Genomic DNA, 17,410 nt, shown 5'->3' on the forward strand with positions numbered 1-17,410 from the left:
GAGCTTGCTCGCGATGACGTTGGCACAATTTGCATCTTTGCCGGCTGACCCGCCGCTATCGCGAGCAAGCTCACTCCTACAGGTCCAGATCTCGCTTCGGCTAGCGCACTAGCATGGGGTGCTAGGGGTAGAGCAGCCACACCGCTCCCCCTCCCCTCTCTCATTGGCCATTTTCTCCAGAGGGAGTTCTTCAATGTCCCAGGAATTCGACTACATCATCATCGGCGCAGGCTCGGCCGGTAACACCCTGGCCGCCCGTCTCACCGAAGACGCTGGTGTCACGGTCCTTTTGCTTGAAGCCGGTGGCCCGGATTACCGCGCTGACTTCCGCACGCAAATGCCCGCCGCCCTCGCCTTCCCGCTGCAAGGCCGGCGCTACAACTGGGCGTACGAAACCGACCCTGAACCGCACATGGACAACCGTCGCATGGAGTGCGGTCGTGGCAAGGGCCTGGGCGGTTCGTCGCTGATCAACGGCATGTGCTACATCCGCGGCAACGCGATGGACTACGACGGTTGGGCGAAACTGCCAGGGCTGGAAAACTGGACCTATCTCGACTGCTTGCCCTATTTCCGCAAGGCCGAAACCCGCGACATCGGCCCTAACGATTACCACGGCGGCGAAGGCCCGGTCAGCGTGACCACGCCGAAAGCGGGCAACAACCCGCTGTTCCACGCGATGGTCGAGGCCGGTGTGCAAGCGGGCTATCCGCGCACCGAAGACCTCAACGGTTATCAGCAGGAAGGCTTCGGTCCGATGGACCGCACTGTCACGCCGAATGGCCGTCGCGCCAGCACCGCTCGCGGCTACTTGGACGAAGCCAAGCAGCGCTCGACGTTGACCATCGTCACCCACGCACTGACCGACCGCATCCTGTTCGACAACAAACGCGCCGTCGGCGTGGCCTATCTGGTCGGCGACAGCGACACCCGCATCGAAGCCCGCGCTCGCAAGGAAGTCATCGTCAGCAGCGGCGCGATTGCCTCGCCGCAACTGCTGCAACGCTCCGGCGTCGGCCCCGCTGAGCTGCTGAAAAAGCTCGACATCCCGGTGGTCCACGACCTGCCCGGCGTCGGTGAAAATCTGCAAGACCACTTGGAGATGTACCTGCAATACGCCTGCAAAGAACCGGTCTCGCTGTACCCGTCGCTGCTCTGGTGGAACCAGCCGGCAATCGGCGCCGAGTGGATGTTCCTCGGCAAAGGCATCGGCGCCAGCAACCAATTCGAAGCCGGTGGTTTCATCCGCTCCCGCGAGGAGTTCGAGTGGCCGAACATTCAGTACCACTTCCTGCCGGTGGCGATTAATTACAACGGCAGCAATGGCGTGAAAGAGCACGGTTTCCAGGCCCACGTCGGTTCGATGCGCTCGCCGAGCCGTGGCCGCGTGCAGTTGAAATCGAAGAACCCGCGCGAGTACCCGAGCATCCTCTTCAACTACATGGCCACCGAGCAAGACTGGCAGGAATTCCGCGACGGCATCCGCCTGACCCGCGAGATCATGCAACAGCCTGCGCTGGACCCATACCGGGGTCGCGAGATCAGCCCTGGCGTTGAGGTGCAGACCGACGAGCAGCTGGACCAGTTCGTGCGCGAGCATGCCGAGACCGCGTTCCACCCGTCGTGCTCGTGCAAGATGGGCACCGACGAGATGGCGGTGGTCGATGCTGAAGGTCGCGTGCATGGGATGCAGGGTCTGCGGGTGGTCGATGCGTCGATCATGCCGATCATCACCACCGGCAACCTCAACGCGCCGACGATCATGATCGCCGAGAAAATCGCCGACAAGATCCGCGGCCGTACACCACTGCCGCGCAGCACCGCCAAGTATTTCGTGGCGGGTGACGCACCGGCGCGTGGCAAGCCGATGCGCGAGATCGCCCCAACGGCGTGACGCTCATTGATCGTTCTCACGCTCCGCGTGGGAACGATCACATCTCCCCCGCCGCAGAGCCCTTCCGCGCTATGATTCGGCCCATTGCCCTCCGAATCGCCAAGGAGACATCCTGCATGTTCGACTTCTCCGCTCAGCTCAAGCAGCGGTTTGCCACCCTGCACAGCAGCGCCCAGTTTTTCTCCCTGCGTTACGTCAGACAGACCAGCCAGCACCTCTCCGTGCGCAAGAACGTCCCCGAGCCGCCGCAATTGAGCACCGACGAAGGCGCGATGCTGACCGTGCGCGTCGATGGGGTCGAAGCCTACGCTGCGACCAACGACATCTCGCAAAGAGGCCTGCAAGCCGCACTCGAAAGGGCCGAAGTTCAGGCGCGACAGCTGGCCACCCATTCGCTGCTCGATCTGCGCGAACACGCCGTCGCCACCCATCGCGCCGATTACCTGTCGCCCAACCTCACCACTGCCTTTCCTTCATTGAGCGATTGCTACGCGTTGCTCGGTCAGGAATCCGCCGCCGTGCCCAAGGACGAGCGGCTGGTGAACTGGCAGGTCAGCCTCGGCCTGGAAAACGTCGAACAGATTTACCTCAACAGCGCAGGCGCTGAGATTCGTCAGGCCCAGCGCTTCGTCTTCCCCGGCCTGAGCGTCACAGCGTACGATGGCCAGGACAGCCAGACCCGCAGCCTTGGCCGCGATAACTTCGGCCAGCAAGGTGGCGCAGAGGTCATCACGTCCTGCGGCATCATCGGCGCAGCGGCCAATGTCGCGGATCAGGCGCTGCAACTGATCATGGCGCCCAACACCCCGACTGGCCCACGCGACCTGCTGCTGACCCCGGACCAGATGATCCTGCAGATCCACGAATCCATCGGCCACCCGCTGGAACTGGACCGCATCTTGGGCGACGAGCGCAATTACGCGGGCACCAGCTTCGTCAAAACCAGCGACTTCGGCACCCTCCAATACGGCTCGGACCTGCTCAACGTGACGTTCGACCCAGAGATCCCGCAGCAACTGGCGAGCTACGGTTTCGACGACGACGGCACACCCGCGAGCAAGCAATTCCTGATCAGGAACGGCGTGCTCGAACGGCCTCTGGGCGGTGCGCTGTCGCAATACCGCAGCGGCATGGAAGGCGTCGCCAACAGCCGCGCGTGCAGCTGGAACCGCGCGCCCATCGACCGCATGGCCAACCTCAACATCGAGCCGGGCGACCAGTCGATGCAGGCGCTGATCGGCGGCATCGAACACGGCATTCTGATGAGCACCAACCGTTCGTGGTCGATTGACGATGCGCGCAACAAATTCCAGTTCGGCTGCGAATGGGGCCAGTTGATCGAAAACGGCGAACTCAAGGGCGTGGTGAAAAACCCGAACTATCGGGCGATTTCCGCGCAGTTCTGGCGCAACCTCAGCGCCGTCGGCGACGCCAGCACGTTTCAAGTCTTGGGCACGCCAAACTGCGGCAAAGGCGAACCTAATCAAGTGGTGCGCGTGGGCCATGCCTCGCCCGCCTGCGTGTTCGCCAACGTCGATGTGTTCGGAGGTGACGCCTGATGTCCCATCAAGCCCAATTCACGGCGCTGGTCGACTGGCTGCAAAGCGCGACCACGGCCCAGGAGCGCTTCACCCTCAGCTACAACGCCGAGGCCTCGGATTTCATTCGTTTCAACCACGCCAAAGTGCGGCAGGCCGGGCATGTGCAGCAGGCCAGCGTGTATTTCAAGCTGATCGACGATGGCCGCCACGCCGACCTCAACCTGACGCTGTCGGGTGATGAGGCCGTTGATCGTCAGCGTCTGGGCGAGGCACTTCATCAACTGCGCGAGACGCTGGCACTGTTGCCGGTCGATCCCTATCTGCTGCTCAACGAGAATGCCTGGCAAAGCAGCAACGTTCAGGACTCGCCGCTGCCTGACAGCGCCCATGTGGTCGAGCAAATCACACAACTGGGCGAAGGGCTGGACCTGGTGGGCATTTATGCCGCTGGTCCGATCTATCGCGGTTTCGCCAGTTCCAACGGCGGATTCGGCTGGCATCAGGCGAACAGTTTCAACTTCGACTGGAGCCTGTTTCACGAAAACGGCCAGGCCGTGAAGGCCAACTATGCGGGCCACGAATGGAGCGATGAGGCGTTCGCCAAGCGCTTTGCCTTGGCCCGCGAGCAACTGGCGTTTTTGGGTCAGCCGTCGCACACCCTGGCGCCTGGACAATACCGCGCGTACTTGGCACCAGCGGCACTGGAAGAAGTGATGAGCATGCTGTGCTGGGGCGGGTTTTCGGCGCAATCGCTGGCGGACAAAACCAGTCCGTTGCAACGTCTGTACGACGGTCACGCGACGCTGAATCCCTTGGTGAGCCTGGACGAACAGGTGACCGGCTCCCTGTCTCCGGCGTTTTCGGGCGAAGGCTATCCGCGCTCGGACCTGTCGTTGGTGGTCGAGGGCCTCGCGAAAGACCGGCTGATCGACTCGCGCAGCGCCGCCGAATACGGCCTCACCGCCAACGGTGCCGGTTGGGGTGAAGCGCCTGGCGCGCTGAGCATGAGCGGCGGGGCACTGGCTCTGGACGAGGTGTTGAAGGCGTTGGGCACGGGGTTGTACATCAGCAACCTCTGGTACCTGAACTTCTCCGACCGCACCGCCGGGCGCATCACCGGGATGACCCGCTTCGCGACCTTCTGGGTCGAGGACGGCCAAATCAAGGCCCCAGTCAGCACCATGCGTTTCGACGACAGCATTTTCAGTTTGCTGGGAGGGGCGTTGGAGCAATTGACGAAGGAAAGGGAACTCATCTTGTCGGCAAGCACCTACAGTCAACGTCAGACGGCGTCGAATCTGCTGCCGGGGGCGCTGATCAGTAGGTTGACGTTGACTTTGTAGCGCGGCAAACACCCGAACGCAGTGCGCCAACCAACAAAACCAAAAGGACCCACGATCCACATGCCGACCAACACGCCGCAACTGGACGCCAGAACTCTGCGCTGGATGCCTTGGGTCATTGCCATCGCCTTTTTCATGCAAAGCCTGGACGGCACGATCCTCAACACCGCGCTGCCGTCCATGGCCCGTTCGCTGTCCGAAGACCCGTTGCGCATGCAGTCGGTGATCATCGCCTACATGCTGACCATCGCCCTGCTGATTCCGGCGTCGGGCTGGATCTCTGACCGTTTCGGGATCAAGCGGATTTTCTTCAGCGCGATTCTGTTGTTCAGCTTCGGCTCATTGCTGTGCGCAGCGGCCAACACCCTTGGCATGCTGGTCGCGGCCCGGGTGATTCAGGGTTTGGGCGGCGCGTTGATGATGCCGGTCGGCAGGCTGATCGTGCTGCGGGCCTATCCGCGGACGGAGCTGGTGCGCATCCTCAGTTTCATCACCATGCCCGCCCTGCTCGGTCCGCTGATGGGGCCTACGGTTGGCGGCTGGCTGGTGGAATACCTGAGCTGGCACTGGATCTTCCTGATCAACATTCCCGTGGGGATTCTGGGCTGCTTTGCGGTGCGCAAGTTCATCCCTGATCTCGTGGGCGGCGGACGCACGCGTTTCGATCTGGTGGGGTTCTCGCTGTTCGGCGCCTCGATGGTGCTGATCACCATCGCGTTGGAAGGCTTGGGCGAACTGCACCTGCCGCACCTGCGTGTGGTGATGCTGCTGTTTGGCGGCATGGCCTGTCTGGCGGCGTATTGGCTGCGGGCCGGGCATGTCGAATCCCCGCTGTTTTCTGCATCGCTGTTCCGCACCCGCAGTTTCGCGGTCGGGATCATGGGCAACTTGTTCGCCCGTCTGGGCAGCGGCGCGTTGCCGTTTCTGGTGCCGCTGATGCTGCAAGTGGCGCTGGGGTATTCGCCGTCCCACGCCGGGATGAGCATGATTCCGCTGGCCTTGGCCGCGATGTTCGCCAAGCCGCTGGCCACCCGCGCCATCGAGCGTCTGGGCTATCGCATCGTGCTGACCGGCAACACCCTCCTGCTCGGCGCGCTGCTGGCGAGCATGGCGTTGGTGGACGCCGACACGCCGTATTGGCTGCTGCTGATCCACCTGGCGTTCTTGGGCGGGGTCAACTCGTTGCAGTTCTCGGCGATGAATGCCGTGACGCTGATCGACCTCGATGATGCCAGCGCGGCGAGCGGCAATAGCCTGTTGTCGGTGGTAGCGCAGTTGTCGTTGAGCTTGGGCGTTGCGTGTGCGGCGGCATTGTTGGGGGGCTTTACCGATGATGTGTCGACGGGCGAAGTGAGCAGCGTGCTGGGCGCGTTCCAGCTGACGTTCCTGTGCGTGGGCGTGTTGGCGATGCTCGCAGCGTCGATCTTCCTGCAACTCTCGCCACGCATGCCCCCCGAGAATCCACCGCGCAAGCCGCAGACGGAGCCTGAGATCGAGGCGTGATCGTCTGAGAGGCACGCACCGGACTCCCTGCCGGACGCAAACCCCTCTGTGGGAGCGAATTCATTCGCGAAAAATTGTCCGGCTTGTGGAGATGGGTCGGATGGACCGCCCATTCGCGAATGAATTCGCTCCCACAGTGGGGCCCTGTGCCAACAGAGAGATCAGCCGCGCATCCAGCATCGTCGAACAACGACAGACAACCCCCACCATTTATCGCCCCCACCCCCAAGCCATGGGCCGCGACCTGATACACTGCGCGACATTTTGTTTTGCAGGCCCGTCCCGTGACTAACACCGCTTTCAACTCGCTGCCCCTTTCCGCCGCCATGCTGGCTAACCTGGAGTCCCTTGGTTATGCCGAGATGACGCCGATTCAGGCGCAGAGCCTGCCGGTGATGCTCAAGGGCATGGACCTGATCGCTCAAGCCAAGACCGGCTCTGGCAAGACCGCCGCGTTCGGCGTCGGCCTGCTCAACCCGATCAACCCGCGCTACTTCGGCTGCCAGGCACTCGTGCTTTGCCCGACCCGTGAGCTGGCGGATCAGGTCGCCAAGGAAATCCGTCGTTTGGCGCGTTCCGAAGACAACATCAAAGTCCTGACCCTGTGCGGCGGCGTGTCCTTCGGCCCGCAAATCGCCTCGCTGGAACACGGCGCGCACATCATCGTCGGCACGCCGGGCCGCATTCAGCAGCACCTGCGCAAAGGCTCGCTGGTCCTCGACGGCCTGAACACGCTGGTCCTCGACGAAGCCGACCGCATGCTCGACATGGGTTTCTACGACGCCATCGCCGACATCATCGAGCAGACCCCGGAGCGTCGTCAGACCCTGCTGTTCTCGGCCACGTACCCGGTCGGCATCAAACAGCTGGCCTCCAAGTTCATGCGCGACCCACAGACTGTGAAGGTCGAAGCGCTGCACGCCGATAGCCAGATCGAGCAGATTTTCTACGAAATCTCGCCCGAGCAACGCCTCGAAGCGGTGGTGAAAGTCCTCGATCATTTCCGCCCGCAATCCTGCGTAGCGTTTTGCTTCACCAAGCAGCAGGTGCAAGAAGTGGTCGACCACCTGACCGCCAAGGGCATGTCGGCCGTTGGTCTGCATGGCGATCTGGAGCAGCGTGATCGCGATCAAGTGCTGGCGATGTTCGCCAACCGCAGCACCTCAGTGCTGGTCGCCACCGACGTTGCCGCGCGCGGTCTCGACATCGATGCTTTGGACATGGTGATCAACGTCGAGCTGGCCCGTGATTCGGAAATCCACATTCACCGCGTGGGCCGGACCGGTCGTGCGGGCGAAACCGGCATCGCCGTCAGCCTCGTCGCCCCGGGCGAAAGCCAGCGCGCCCGCGCCGTCGAAGAGCTGCAAAAAGCGCCGCTGAACTGGCAGCAGTACGACCAGTTGACTCGCAAGGAAGGCGGCAAGCTGCTGCCACCGATGACCACCCTGTGCATCGGTTCGGGCCGCAAGGACAAACTGCGTCCGGGCGACATCCTCGGCGCGCTGACCGGCGAAGCGGGCATTCCCGGCACTCAGGTGGGCAAGATTGCGATCTTCGATTTCCAGGCCTACGTCGCCGTGGAACGTGGCATCGCCAAACAGGCGCTGGATCGTCTGAACAACGGCAAGATCAAGGGCAAATCGTTGCGGGTCCGGATTCTCTGAGAACCCGCAAACCGCATCGCGAATGAATTCGCTCTCACAGACTGACCGCGCTCAACCTGTGGGAGCGAATTCATTCGCGAAACGTATTCACAAACACCGCAAAACCTTCTGACACACCACAGAACACCCGAGGACACCGCTTTGCCCGTTACTGACGTTGTGATCATCGGCGCTGGCGCCGCAGGTTTGATGTGCGCCGCCATCGCCGCCAATCGTGGTCGCCAGGTGATGCTGATCGATCACGCCAACAAGCCGGGCAAGAAAATCCTCATGTCGGGCGGCGGGCGCTGCAATTTCACCAACATGTACACCGAGCCCGCCAACTTCCTCTCGCAGAACCCACACTTCTGCAAATCGGCACTGGCCCGCTACACCCAGTGGGATTTCATCGAACTGGTGGTCAAGCACGGCGTGCCGTACCACGAGAAGAAGCTTGGCCAGCTGTTCTGCGACAACAAGTCCAGCGACATCCTCGGCCTGCTGCTCAGCGAATGCGATGACGCGGGCGTTGCCCTGCATATGGACACCTCGGTGCAGGCCATCGAGAAAATCGAATCCGGCTACCTGCTGCAAACCACCTTGGGCAACATCAACTGCACCTCGCTGGTGATCGCTACGGGCGGCCTGTCGATTCCGACGCTGGGCGCTACCGGTTTTGGTTATCAGGTGGGCAAGCAGTTCGGTCACACCCTGCTGCCGACCCGCGCCGGCCTTGTGCCGTTCACCATCACCGATCAGTTGAAAGAGCTGTGCACCGAGCTGTCGGGCACGTCGGTGGATTGCCTGGTGAGCTGCAACGACACGAGCTTCTGCGAGAACATCCTGTTCACCCATCGCGGGCTGAGCGGGCCGGCGATCCTGCAGATTTCCTCGTTCTGGCACCCCGGTGACACGGTTGAGATCAACCTGCTGCCCGACCACGACGCCCACGGCTGGCTGACCGAGCACCAGGCCGAGCGCCCGAACAGCGAACTCAAGACCCTGCTGGGCGAGATCTTCACCAAGAAAATGGCCAACCTGATCGCCGATCAGTGGTTCGTCTCCAAGCCGATGAAGCAATACACCCACGCCGAACTGGCCGACATCGCCGAGAAACTGGCGAGCTGGAAGGTGGTTCCGGCGGGCACCGAGGGTTATCGCACGGCGGAGGTGACGCTGGGCGGCATCGATACGCGGGAAGTGTCCTCGAAAACGATGGAATCGCTGAAGTCACCGGGGCTGTATTTCATCGGCGAAGTGTTGGACGTCAGCGGGCATTTGGGCGGTTTCAACTTCCAGTGGGCTTGGGCGTCGGCGTATGCGGCAGCGCAGTTTGTCTAACGTTCATCTTTTTGGCTGACGACGCAGAACCCCTGTAGGAGCGAATTCATTCGCGATGCGTAGGTATGAGCGATAGAGATGCGTCGGATGTATCGGCCTTTCGCGAATGAATTCGCTCCCACAGTTTGAACTGCTCTCCCCCTGAAGATCAGTGCCATCTGGCTCTCTCGGAATAAATTTTGCTAATCAGATGTACAGCGCGCATCAGGCGCTGTACATATCCATCAGCAGAATCAGTCGCGAAAAAGGCCGTCCGCGTTCATGGCATCGAAATCGTTGCGCAATACCTTCCGCCGCCTGTGGGCGCTGGACAAATTTTCCTACAGCGTGCGGGTGTTTATCGCGCTGACCGGCAGCATGGCGCTGTGCTGGTATCAAAACGAAATGTCGCTGGTCATCCCGCTGTTCCTCGGGATTATCGCCAGCGCCCTCTCCGAAACCGACGACAGCTGGCAGGGCCGCCTCAATGCACTGGCCGTGACGCTGGTGTGTTTCAGTATCGCGGCGCTCTCCGTTGAATTGCTGTTCCCCTACCCCGTGCTGTTCATCAGCGCCTTCGCCCTCGCGGCGTTCTGCCTGACGATGCTCGGCGCCTTGGGCGAACGATACGGCGCCATCGCTTACGCGACGCTCATTCTCTCGGTCTACACCATGATCGGCGTGGACCAGCGCGGTGGCGAGGTCACGGATTTCTGGCACGAGCCCATGCTTCTGGTGGCCGGCGCCGCGTGGTACGGACTGCTGTCAGTGCTGTGGCAGATGCTGTTTTCCAACCAGCCGGTGCAGCAGGCGTTGGCGCGACTGTTCCGGGAACTGGGCCTGTACCTGAAACTGAAGTCCGAGCTGTTTGAGCCGATTCGCACGCTGGACGTCGAAGCCAAACGTCTGGAGCTGGCCAAGCAGAACGGCAAGGTCGTCGCCGCGCTGAACGTGACCAAGGAAATCATCCTCAACCGCGTCGGCAGCGGTCGACCCGGTTCGAAGGTCAGTCGCTACCTGAAGCTGTACTTTCTCGCTCAGGACATCCACGAACGCGCCAGCTCCTCGCACTATCCCTACAACTCGCTGGCCGAAGCGTTCTTCCACAGCGACGTATTGTTCCGCTGCCAACGCTTGCTGCGTCAGCAGGGCAACGCCTGCCGCGACCTGTCAGTGTCGATCCAGTTGCGCCAACCGTTCGTTTACGACGACAGCTTCGCCCATGCGCTGGACGACCTGCGCGCGTCCCTCGAACACCTGCGCATCCAGAGCAACCCGGCGTGGCGTGGCCTGCTGCGCTCCCTGCGCGCACTGGCGAATAACCTCGGCACATTGGACCGACTGCTCAGCGACGCGAGCAATCCCGACGCGCTGGCCGACGCCTCCGACAGCAGCCTGCTGGACCGTTCTCCCCGTAACCTGAAAGACGTCTGGACCCGCTTGCGCCTGCAACTGACCCCGACCTCGCTGCTGTTCCGCCACGCCCTGCGTCTGCCGCTGGCGCTGGTGATCGGCTATCTCATGGTTCACCTGATCCACCCCTCGCAAGGTTACTGGATCATTCTGACCACGGTTTTCGTCTGCCAGCCGAGCTACGGCGCCACCCGGCGCAAGCTGGGGCAGCGGATCATCGGCACGGCCATTGGCCTGACGGCGGGCTGGATTCTGTTCGACCTGATCACCACGCCGGTGCTGCAATCGATGTGCGCAGTGCTCGCGGGGGTCGTGTTCTTCGTCAACCGCACCACGCGTTACACGCTGTCCACGGCAGCGATCACGGTGATGATCCTGTTCTGCTTCAATCAGGTCGGCAACGGTTACGGGCTGTTCCTGCCGCGCCTGATGGACACGCTGCTCGGCAGCTTGATCGCGGGCCTGGCGGTGTTCCTGTTCCTGCCGGACTGGCAGGGCCGACGCCTGAACAAAGTGCTGGCGAACACGCTGTCCTGCAACAGCATTTATCTGCGCCAGATCATGCAGCAGTACGCCCAAGGCAAGAGCGACGACCTCGCTTATCGCTTGGCCCGACGCAACGCCCACAACGCCGACGCCGCGCTGTCCACGACGCTGGCGAACATGCTGATGGAGCCCGGCCATTTCCGCAAAGAGGCCGACGTGGGCTTCCGCTTCCTGGTGCTCTCGCACACATTGCTGAGCTATTTGTCAGGTCTCGGCGCCCACCGCGAGACCCAGCTCCCCAATGAAGTGCGCGAGCAGTTGATCGAAGGTGCGGGCGCCAATCTGGCGTCGAGCATCGATGAGATCGCCCAGAGCCTGGCCACCCGTCACCCCGTGGCCGTACAAAGCGATGCCGAGGAAGCCCTGGCGGCAGACCTTGAGCAGATGCCGGAAGAGATCGATGAAGGGCAGCGTCTGGTGCAAACACAACTGGCGCTGATCTGCCGTCAGCTGGGGCCGCTGCGCACCTTGGCGGCTCACTTGATCAAAGAGCCATCCAAGGACGAGACAGCCGTTACAGACCGTGCAGCTTGAACAACTTGTCGTAGGTGCCATCGGCTTTCATGGCGGCGATGGCATTGTCGAAATCGGCGACGATTTTCGCGTGATCGGGGTTCTTCATGCTGACCAGAATGTGCAGGCTGTTTTCGCTCAATGACTGGGGCAAAAAGTCGACGCTGTCTCGCACGTCTTCCGGCTCGTGATTGAGGGCGAAACGCGCCGCGTATTCGTCCTCGACGGTCAGCTCCACCCTCCCCGCCGCCAACATCCGGACCGCCGTCGAAAAGCTCGCGACCGGTATTTTTTTCAGATCGGGATCGTTATCGAACTCGGGGGAGTAGGCATAGCTGCGGACGATGGCAATGGAATAGGGGTGTAACTGAGGCAGGCTTTTGTACTGGATGTCCGACGTTTTGCGCTTGAGAAACCGCAAACGGTTAACCAGGTACTCGCCGGAAAACTCGCCAATCTCTGTGCGATCTTTGCTGTACCACGCGTTGATCAGGATGTCATAACGCCCTTCACTGACCCCATGAACGGCTCTGGCCCACGGCACCTGATCGTATTCAGTGGTGTAACCGGCACGGCCCAGCGCCGTGCGAATCAGGTCAGTGGACAGCCCGCCATTGATCAACGTCAGATCCGAATAAGGGGCCCAGGCGTCACCGGCGATACGCAGTTTCTGCGCCGACGCGCCTTGCGCAATCAACAGCATTCCCAGCAAAGCCATGGCTCGAAGCAAACGCGGCATGCTCAAGATCCTTAGGCAGGTGGATGGCCTGCGATTTTTCAGCGGCAATCAAGCGACACTGTGACATCCCTGGTGCGAGCAAAAGGTCGTTTAGCGACCCGAATTGAGGCGACGTTCGGAGGTAGCAAGTGGCCTTCATTGAAGACCGGTTGCTGCTTTTCCACAACACATAAGTGGCCAATGTTTGTGCCGCAGTTCAAGAAATCGCGCGATGCCCTGACTCTTGTCACAACTGTCACCACGCGTTGACGTTGGGCTTACAGCAATATGCGTTTAGTATCCGGGATCGACTTCTTTTCGCGAGCCGGCTTCATGTCTATCAACTGGATTTGCAAACACCATACCGCCCTGAGCAAGGAACAGTTGTACGCCATTTTGCAGCTGCGCGCGCAGGTGTTCGTTGTCGAACAGAAATGCTTTTATCAGGATGTCGATGGCCAGGACTTGCTGGGCGATACGCGCCATCTGATGGCTTGGCAAGACGATGAACTGGTGGCTTATCTGCGCCTGCTCGACCCGATCCAGCAGGACGGCGACGTGACCATCGGACGCGTGGTGACTGCCCCATCAATGCGCAACAAAGGCATGGGCCACGAATTGATGGTGCAAGCGCTGGAACACGCCGAACGCAACTGGCCCGATCAACCAATCTATCTGTCGGCGCAGGCGCATTTGCAGGGCTACTACAGCCGTTACGGGTTCAACCCGGTGGGTGAGGTGTACGTCGAGGACGGCATTCCGCACATCGGGATGCGTCGGGACCTGGATTGAGCCTTGTGGCACTCCGCGGTCGAACTGTGGGAGCGAATTTATTCGCGATTGGCCAGTACAGCCGATACATCTCTGTCGCCTGGTCTACTTTCGCGAATGAATTCGCTCCCACAGGTGTTCAGCGTCAGTCGCCCGACTCAGGGATAACCCAGCACCGATTTGATCTGCGCCAGATGCTCCGCGATCCAGCGCTTGTCGATCGCGCCCCACTCGCGAATCCGGTACGACCCCGCGTGATTGCGCGCGCCCTCTTCCTGTTCGAACTCACACACGATGTCCAGATCCGCCAACGCAGCGATAGTGTCTTGCGCCGTCCGACGGGGCATGCCGGTGACGTCGGTGAGGGCCGGGACGCTGCTGGCGATGCCACTGTCGATCAAATACGCCACATACAAGCGGCGGTAAAAGCTGCTTTTGGTTTTGCTGACGTCCATCGTCAGGTCCTTGTCGATGAGAGGTGCGCCCATGCTCTCACCAATTCCGATAACGACCAACCATCACGCCCTCAGCCCTGCATGTCCCGCCACGTCAGGTACACGCGCAGGTCGAATTCCAGCTGGTGATACCCCGGCTGCATGTGCTCACACAGGTTGTAGAAGGCCTTGTTGTGGTCGCTCTCTTTGAAGTGCGCCAGTTCATGCACGACGATCATCTTGAGGAACTCAGGCGCCGCCTCTTTGAACAGCGAGGCCACGCGGATTTCTTTCTTGGCCTTGAGCTTGCCGCCTTGCACGCGTGAAACCGTGGTGTGCAGGCCAAGGGCGCGATGGGTGAGGTCCAGGCGGTTGTCGAACAGCACTTTGTCGATGGTCGGCGCGTTGCGAAGGTGTTCCTGCTTGAGGGCGAGCGCGTAGGCGTAGAGCGCTTTGTCGCTCTGCACGTCATGGCGTCCGGGGTAGCGCTGCTCCAGATAATCGCCGAGTTTGTCCTGGGCAATCAGGTGGCGGACCTGATCCTGCAAAGAGGCCGGGTAGGCCTGCAGGTACTTGAGCATCATTGGCGCGTTGGCGGTCATGGTCTGATCGTGTGGCTCGAAAAGGCATCAGTCTACCGCGTCAGCCTTTGCCCAGCAGCGACTCACGACTCGGCAACGTGATTGGCGCGACGAAACTCAAGGCTTCGTCCGGCGTCATCGGATGCGCCAGCAGGAACCCCTGGATGATTTCGCAGCCACTGTCGACGAGCCAGTGATATTGCTCCAGATTCTCGACCCCCTCAGCGATCACTTCGATATCCAGCAGTCGGCACAGATCGATGATGCTGCGTGCTACGGCCAGATCACGTGGGGAATTCATCATGCCGCTGATGAAATGCCGGTCGATCTTGAGCGTGTCCAGATCCAGGTTTCGCAGGTGCGCCAGTGAACTGTCGCCTGCGCCGAAATCATCCAGCGACACCCGAACGCCAATGTCGTGCAGGCTTTGCAGCTGTTTACGACTGTGAACAAGGTTGTGGACCAGCGACGGCTCGGTGATTTCCACCTCCAACTGTCGCGGTTTCAGCCCGTGAATCTGGATCGCCCGCTGCAGCTCGGCAGCGAGATTCGGCATGCTGAACTGCGCCGGACTCACGCTCACGCTGATCACCAGGTCATCCGGGAACACCCCCTCCCAACGCTGGCGCTGCGCGGCGCCTTGCTCGTAGATCCAACTGCCCAGTTTGTTGATCAGCCGCGTTTCTTCCAGCAACGGGATGAACAAGCTGGACGGCACGTCGCCCGCATCCGGGTGGTTCCAGCGCAGCAAGGCTTCAAAACCTCGGGTACGCCCCGTCAACACGTTGATCTGCGGCTGATAGACGATAGAGAAATCCTTGCCCTCGATGGCGGTGCGCACGCTTTCTTCGAGCATCAATCGAGAACGCGCACGGCCATTCATGTACTGGTCGTAGAAACGGTATTGATGGCGACCCGCGCGCTTGGCTTCGTACATCGCGATGTCGGCGGCACGCAGCAGGCCATCGAGATTGGTGCCGCAATCCGGGTAAATCGCAATGCCGATGCTCGCGCCCAACGTGGCTTCGATCCCGTCGACCTGACGTCGCACCGATACCCGTTCGATGAGCTTTTCGGCGACTTTGGCGGCGTGTTCGGGGAAGTCCAGCCCATCGACCACAACGACGAATTCGTCGCCACCCATCCGCGCCAGCACGTCATACGGCCGCAAGCATTCCTTCAATTGCTCGGCGACCCAGATCAACACCTGATCGCCCGCGTCATGCCCCAGCGAATCGTTGACGTGCTTGAAACCGTCGAGATCCAGATAGAGGACCACCAGGTATTTCCCGGCATTCTCATTGCGCAGCAGCATGCCTTCAACCGTTTGGTAAAAGCCTCGGCGGTTGAGCAACCCGGTCAACGAATCCGTGACGGCCTGATGTTCAAGTTGGCTATAAAGGTCTCGCACCACCGACATGTCGAGCACGCTCAACACCATCGCCTTCTGCTCTTCAGGCAATGGCGCGCAAGACAGCGCCACCGGCACTTGCCGCCCTTCAGGGGTGCGCATGATGGCGTCATGAATGCGATAGGTATCGGCGCGTCGGTAGTGGTGATAAAACCCGGACTCTGTCCACTCAGCGACACACGGCTCTTCGAGATAGCAACACAGCTCGGTGCCTCGCAGCTCGCCATCGGTCATGCCCAGCAGCCGACAGATCGCCGGGTTGGCGAAACTGATGATGCCGTCTTCCTTGACCACCAGAATGCCTTCGGCAACGTTCGCCAGCACCGACGCATTGAACGCCCTCGCCGACTCCAGCTCCCGGCTGAGTTTCTGCAGGGCACGACGGTTATGCTGCTGCTCCAGTAGCGCCTGAACCTTGGGTTTGAGGATGTTCGGGTCAAAGGGTTTGAAAAGATAATCCACCGCGCCGCTGGCATAGCCTTTATGCACGGCATCTCGGGACTGCTCGTTGGCGGTCAGGAAAATGATGGGGGTCAGGCGCGTTCGTTGGCTGCCGCGCATCAGTCGCGCGACTTCGAAGCCGTCCATTTCCGGCATCTGCACATCCAGCAGGACGATGTCGACGTCCACATCCAGAAGCAGGCCCAGCGCTTCCATGCCGGAACTGGCCGTGACGATTTCCCAGTCCTGTCGCTGCAGGACCGCTCTCATCGTGACGAGATTTTCCGGGTAGTCATCGACTACCAACAGAACCGATTTGCCATTAGGTGGCAGGGGTTGCACGCATTCCATGCTGCTACTCATTACTTCACTGCCCGGTGAGAGGGCTCCGCCCATGATCCGAATGGCCCTTACTCTAGACCCGAATAGGGAAAAGTGAAGCTGGGCCACCGTTATGCCATCTCAAAAGTGTAATCGAACCGACTAACGGTATCAGCCCTGAGGTGCAGTCCTGCGCTGGCCTGCGTGGAAATTAGCGGCACATTGACGCTACCCGTTCGACGGTTTCACGTTAACAGGCAGGGACTTGGAACGTATAAGAAGCGCCCCTTTCCGCCTTGCGCCAGATGTTTGACTGGCAATGAGACACCTCGGACGAACTGAACAATGATTGATTTGGGAACCTGGAATCTGAGCATTCCTGTGGGCTCGCCCCCCGCCACCATTGAAACCCGCCAACTGCTTCAAGGCTACGACGGCAAGTACTTCACCTCCAGTGCTTCCAATGTCACCTTCTGGGCGCCGGTCACCGGCACCAAGACCGCCAACGCCAAGTACCCTCGCACAGAATTGCGGGAGACCTGGTCGAACGGCACCCTGCATAACTGGTTCTATCCTGACGCCGACAATTTCCTCACGGCCAAGCTCAAGGTCATTCAGGTACCTTCATCCGGCCGCGTCGTGATTGGTCAGATCCATGTATATGAGAGCACCCAGCCGTTACTCAAAGTCGAGTACCAATATCAGGACGCGACCAAGGACGGCATCATCGTTGCCAAGGTCAGGTTTCATCCCACCGACAAGAAAGCGCGCATCTTCACGGTCGCCGAAGGCGTACCACTCAACGAAACCTTCAAGTATCAGATTCATCTGAACAAAGCCGGTTTGCTCAGTGTGAGGGCCAACAACATGTACTGGAACGATCGCATCAGCGCTACGTGGAGCAAACAGCAGCTGTACTTCAAGGCAGGCGTTTATACCCAGGACAATACCGGTTACACCAGCGAAGGCGGCAAGGTGATGTTCTTCAACCTCGATGTGGATCACAACAAGGGTTGA

General features: G+C 60.7%; 13 protein-coding genes. 9 read left to right on the plus strand and 4 right to left on the minus strand.

The window, feature by feature from the left end; genetic code table 11:
- Positions 1-193: 193 nt before the first annotated feature.
- From betA to yccS, 7 genes are all read left to right on the plus strand, one after another.
- Positions 194-1,894, plus strand: a complete 1,701-nt coding sequence (betA, locus tag GVN17_RS15135) for a choline dehydrogenase (protein WP_166596078.1) — start codon at positions 194-196, stop codon at positions 1,892-1,894.
- Between the two features lie 116 nt (positions 1,895-2,010).
- Positions 2,011-3,453 (plus strand): TldD/PmbA family protein, encoded by a 1,443-nt coding sequence (locus tag GVN17_RS15140; protein ID WP_166596079.1) that lies wholly within the window; start codon positions 2,011-2,013, stop codon positions 3,451-3,453.
- Positions 3,453-4,778 carry a TldD/PmbA family protein gene (locus GVN17_RS15145; RefSeq protein ID WP_166596080.1) on the plus strand — a complete coding sequence of 442 codons (1,326 nt, stop codon included), beginning with the start codon at positions 3,453-3,455 and terminating at the stop codon, positions 4,776-4,778. Before GVN17_RS15140 ends, GVN17_RS15145 begins: the two co-directional genes overlap by 1 nt.
- Before the next feature lie 60 nt (positions 4,779-4,838).
- Entirely contained in the window at positions 4,839-6,281 is a 1,443-nt protein-coding gene (gene mdtD / locus GVN17_RS15150; protein ID WP_166596081.1) for a multidrug transporter subunit MdtD, read from the plus strand.
- 284 nt (positions 6,282-6,565) lie between these two features.
- A complete protein-coding gene (dbpA, locus tag GVN17_RS15155) occupies positions 6,566-7,945 on the plus strand; it encodes an ATP-dependent RNA helicase DbpA (RefSeq protein WP_166596082.1) in 1,380 nt (459 codons plus the stop codon).
- Positions 7,946-8,086: 141 nt separating this feature from the next.
- Positions 8,087-9,265: an NAD(P)/FAD-dependent oxidoreductase gene (locus GVN17_RS15160; protein ID WP_166596083.1), complete on the plus strand. Its 1,179-nt coding sequence runs from the start codon at positions 8,087-8,089 to the stop codon at positions 9,263-9,265.
- A 261-nt stretch (positions 9,266-9,526) separates the two neighbouring features.
- On the plus strand, positions 9,527-11,737 hold the full coding sequence (yccS, locus tag GVN17_RS15165) for a YccS family putative transporter (RefSeq protein ID WP_166596084.1): 2,211 nt from the start codon (positions 9,527-9,529) through the stop codon (positions 11,735-11,737).
- On the opposite strand, the gene GVN17_RS15170 is transcribed toward yccS, so the two are convergent.
- Positions 11,718-12,455, minus strand: coding sequence for an ABC transporter substrate-binding protein (locus tag GVN17_RS15170; RefSeq protein WP_166596085.1), 738 nt, complete (start codon positions 12,453-12,455; stop codon positions 11,718-11,720). The two genes, yccS and GVN17_RS15170, sit on opposite strands and share 20 nt — an antisense overlap.
- A 312-nt stretch (positions 12,456-12,767) precedes the next feature.
- On the opposite strand from GVN17_RS15170, the gene GVN17_RS15175 reads away from it, so the two are divergent.
- Positions 12,768-13,226, plus strand: a complete 459-nt coding sequence (locus tag GVN17_RS15175) for a GNAT family N-acetyltransferase (protein ID WP_166596086.1) — start codon at positions 12,768-12,770, stop codon at positions 13,224-13,226.
- Positions 13,227-13,363: 137 nt separating this feature from the next.
- Here GVN17_RS15175 and GVN17_RS15180 read toward each other — a convergent pair whose 3' ends face one another.
- From GVN17_RS15180 to GVN17_RS15190, 3 genes are all read right to left on the minus strand, one after another.
- The gene (locus GVN17_RS15180; protein WP_166596144.1) at positions 13,364-13,660 is read right to left on the minus strand and encodes a helix-turn-helix domain-containing protein; all 297 of its coding nucleotides are present in this window, start codon (positions 13,658-13,660) and stop codon (positions 13,364-13,366) included.
- 71 nt (positions 13,661-13,731) lie between these two features.
- Positions 13,732-14,223 (minus strand): M48 family metallopeptidase, encoded by a 492-nt coding sequence (locus GVN17_RS15185; protein WP_371928554.1) that lies wholly within the window; start codon positions 14,221-14,223, stop codon positions 13,732-13,734.
- Positions 14,224-14,281: 58 nt separating this feature from the next.
- Positions 14,282-16,423 (minus strand): bifunctional diguanylate cyclase/phosphodiesterase, encoded by a 2,142-nt coding sequence (locus GVN17_RS15190; RefSeq protein ID WP_166596088.1) that lies wholly within the window; start codon positions 16,421-16,423, stop codon positions 14,282-14,284.
- 315 nt (positions 16,424-16,738) lie between these two features.
- On the opposite strand from GVN17_RS15190, the gene GVN17_RS15195 reads away from it, so the two are divergent.
- Entirely contained in the window at positions 16,739-17,410 is a 672-nt protein-coding gene (locus GVN17_RS15195; protein ID WP_166596089.1) for a polysaccharide lyase family 7 protein, read from the plus strand.

It is taken from the genome of Pseudomonas sp. SLFW (genome assembly GCF_009905615.1).
Taxonomy (GTDB): Bacteria; Pseudomonadota; Gammaproteobacteria; order Pseudomonadales; family Pseudomonadaceae; genus Aquipseudomonas; species Aquipseudomonas bambusae.

What these genes read in the sequence shown, in the direction of transcription:
- GVN17_RS15140 (WP_166596079.1), top strand. Translation starts at nt 2,011, where the DNA reads ATGTTCGACTTCTCCGCTCAGCTCAAGCAGCGGTTTGCCACCCTGCAC.
- betA (WP_166596078.1), top strand. Translation starts at nt 194, where the DNA reads ATGTCCCAGGAATTCGACTACATCATCATCGGCGCAGGCTCGGCCGGT.
- GVN17_RS15170 (WP_166596085.1), bottom strand. Translation starts at nt 12,455, where the DNA reads ATGCCGCGTTTGCTTCGAGCCATGGCTTTGCTGGGAATGCTGTTGATT.
- GVN17_RS15145 (WP_166596080.1), top strand. Translation starts at nt 3,453, where the DNA reads ATGTCCCATCAAGCCCAATTCACGGCGCTGGTCGACTGGCTGCAAAGC.
- GVN17_RS15180 (WP_166596144.1), bottom strand. Translation starts at nt 13,660, where the DNA reads ATGGACGTCAGCAAAACCAAAAGCAGCTTTTACCGCCGCTTGTATGTG.
- GVN17_RS15185 (WP_371928554.1), bottom strand. Translation starts at nt 14,223, where the DNA reads ATGATGCTCAAGTACCTGCAGGCCTACCCGGCCTCTTTGCAGGATCAG.
- GVN17_RS15190 (WP_166596088.1), bottom strand. Translation starts at nt 16,423, where the DNA reads ATGGAATGCGTGCAACCCCTGCCACCTAATGGCAAATCGGTTCTGTTG.
- GVN17_RS15175 (WP_166596086.1), top strand. Translation starts at nt 12,768, where the DNA reads ATGTCTATCAACTGGATTTGCAAACACCATACCGCCCTGAGCAAGGAA.
- GVN17_RS15195 (WP_166596089.1), top strand. Translation starts at nt 16,739, where the DNA reads ATGATTGATTTGGGAACCTGGAATCTGAGCATTCCTGTGGGCTCGCCC.
- mdtD (WP_166596081.1), top strand. Translation starts at nt 4,839, where the DNA reads ATGCCGACCAACACGCCGCAACTGGACGCCAGAACTCTGCGCTGGATG.
- yccS (WP_166596084.1), top strand. Translation starts at nt 9,527, where the DNA reads ATGGCATCGAAATCGTTGCGCAATACCTTCCGCCGCCTGTGGGCGCTG.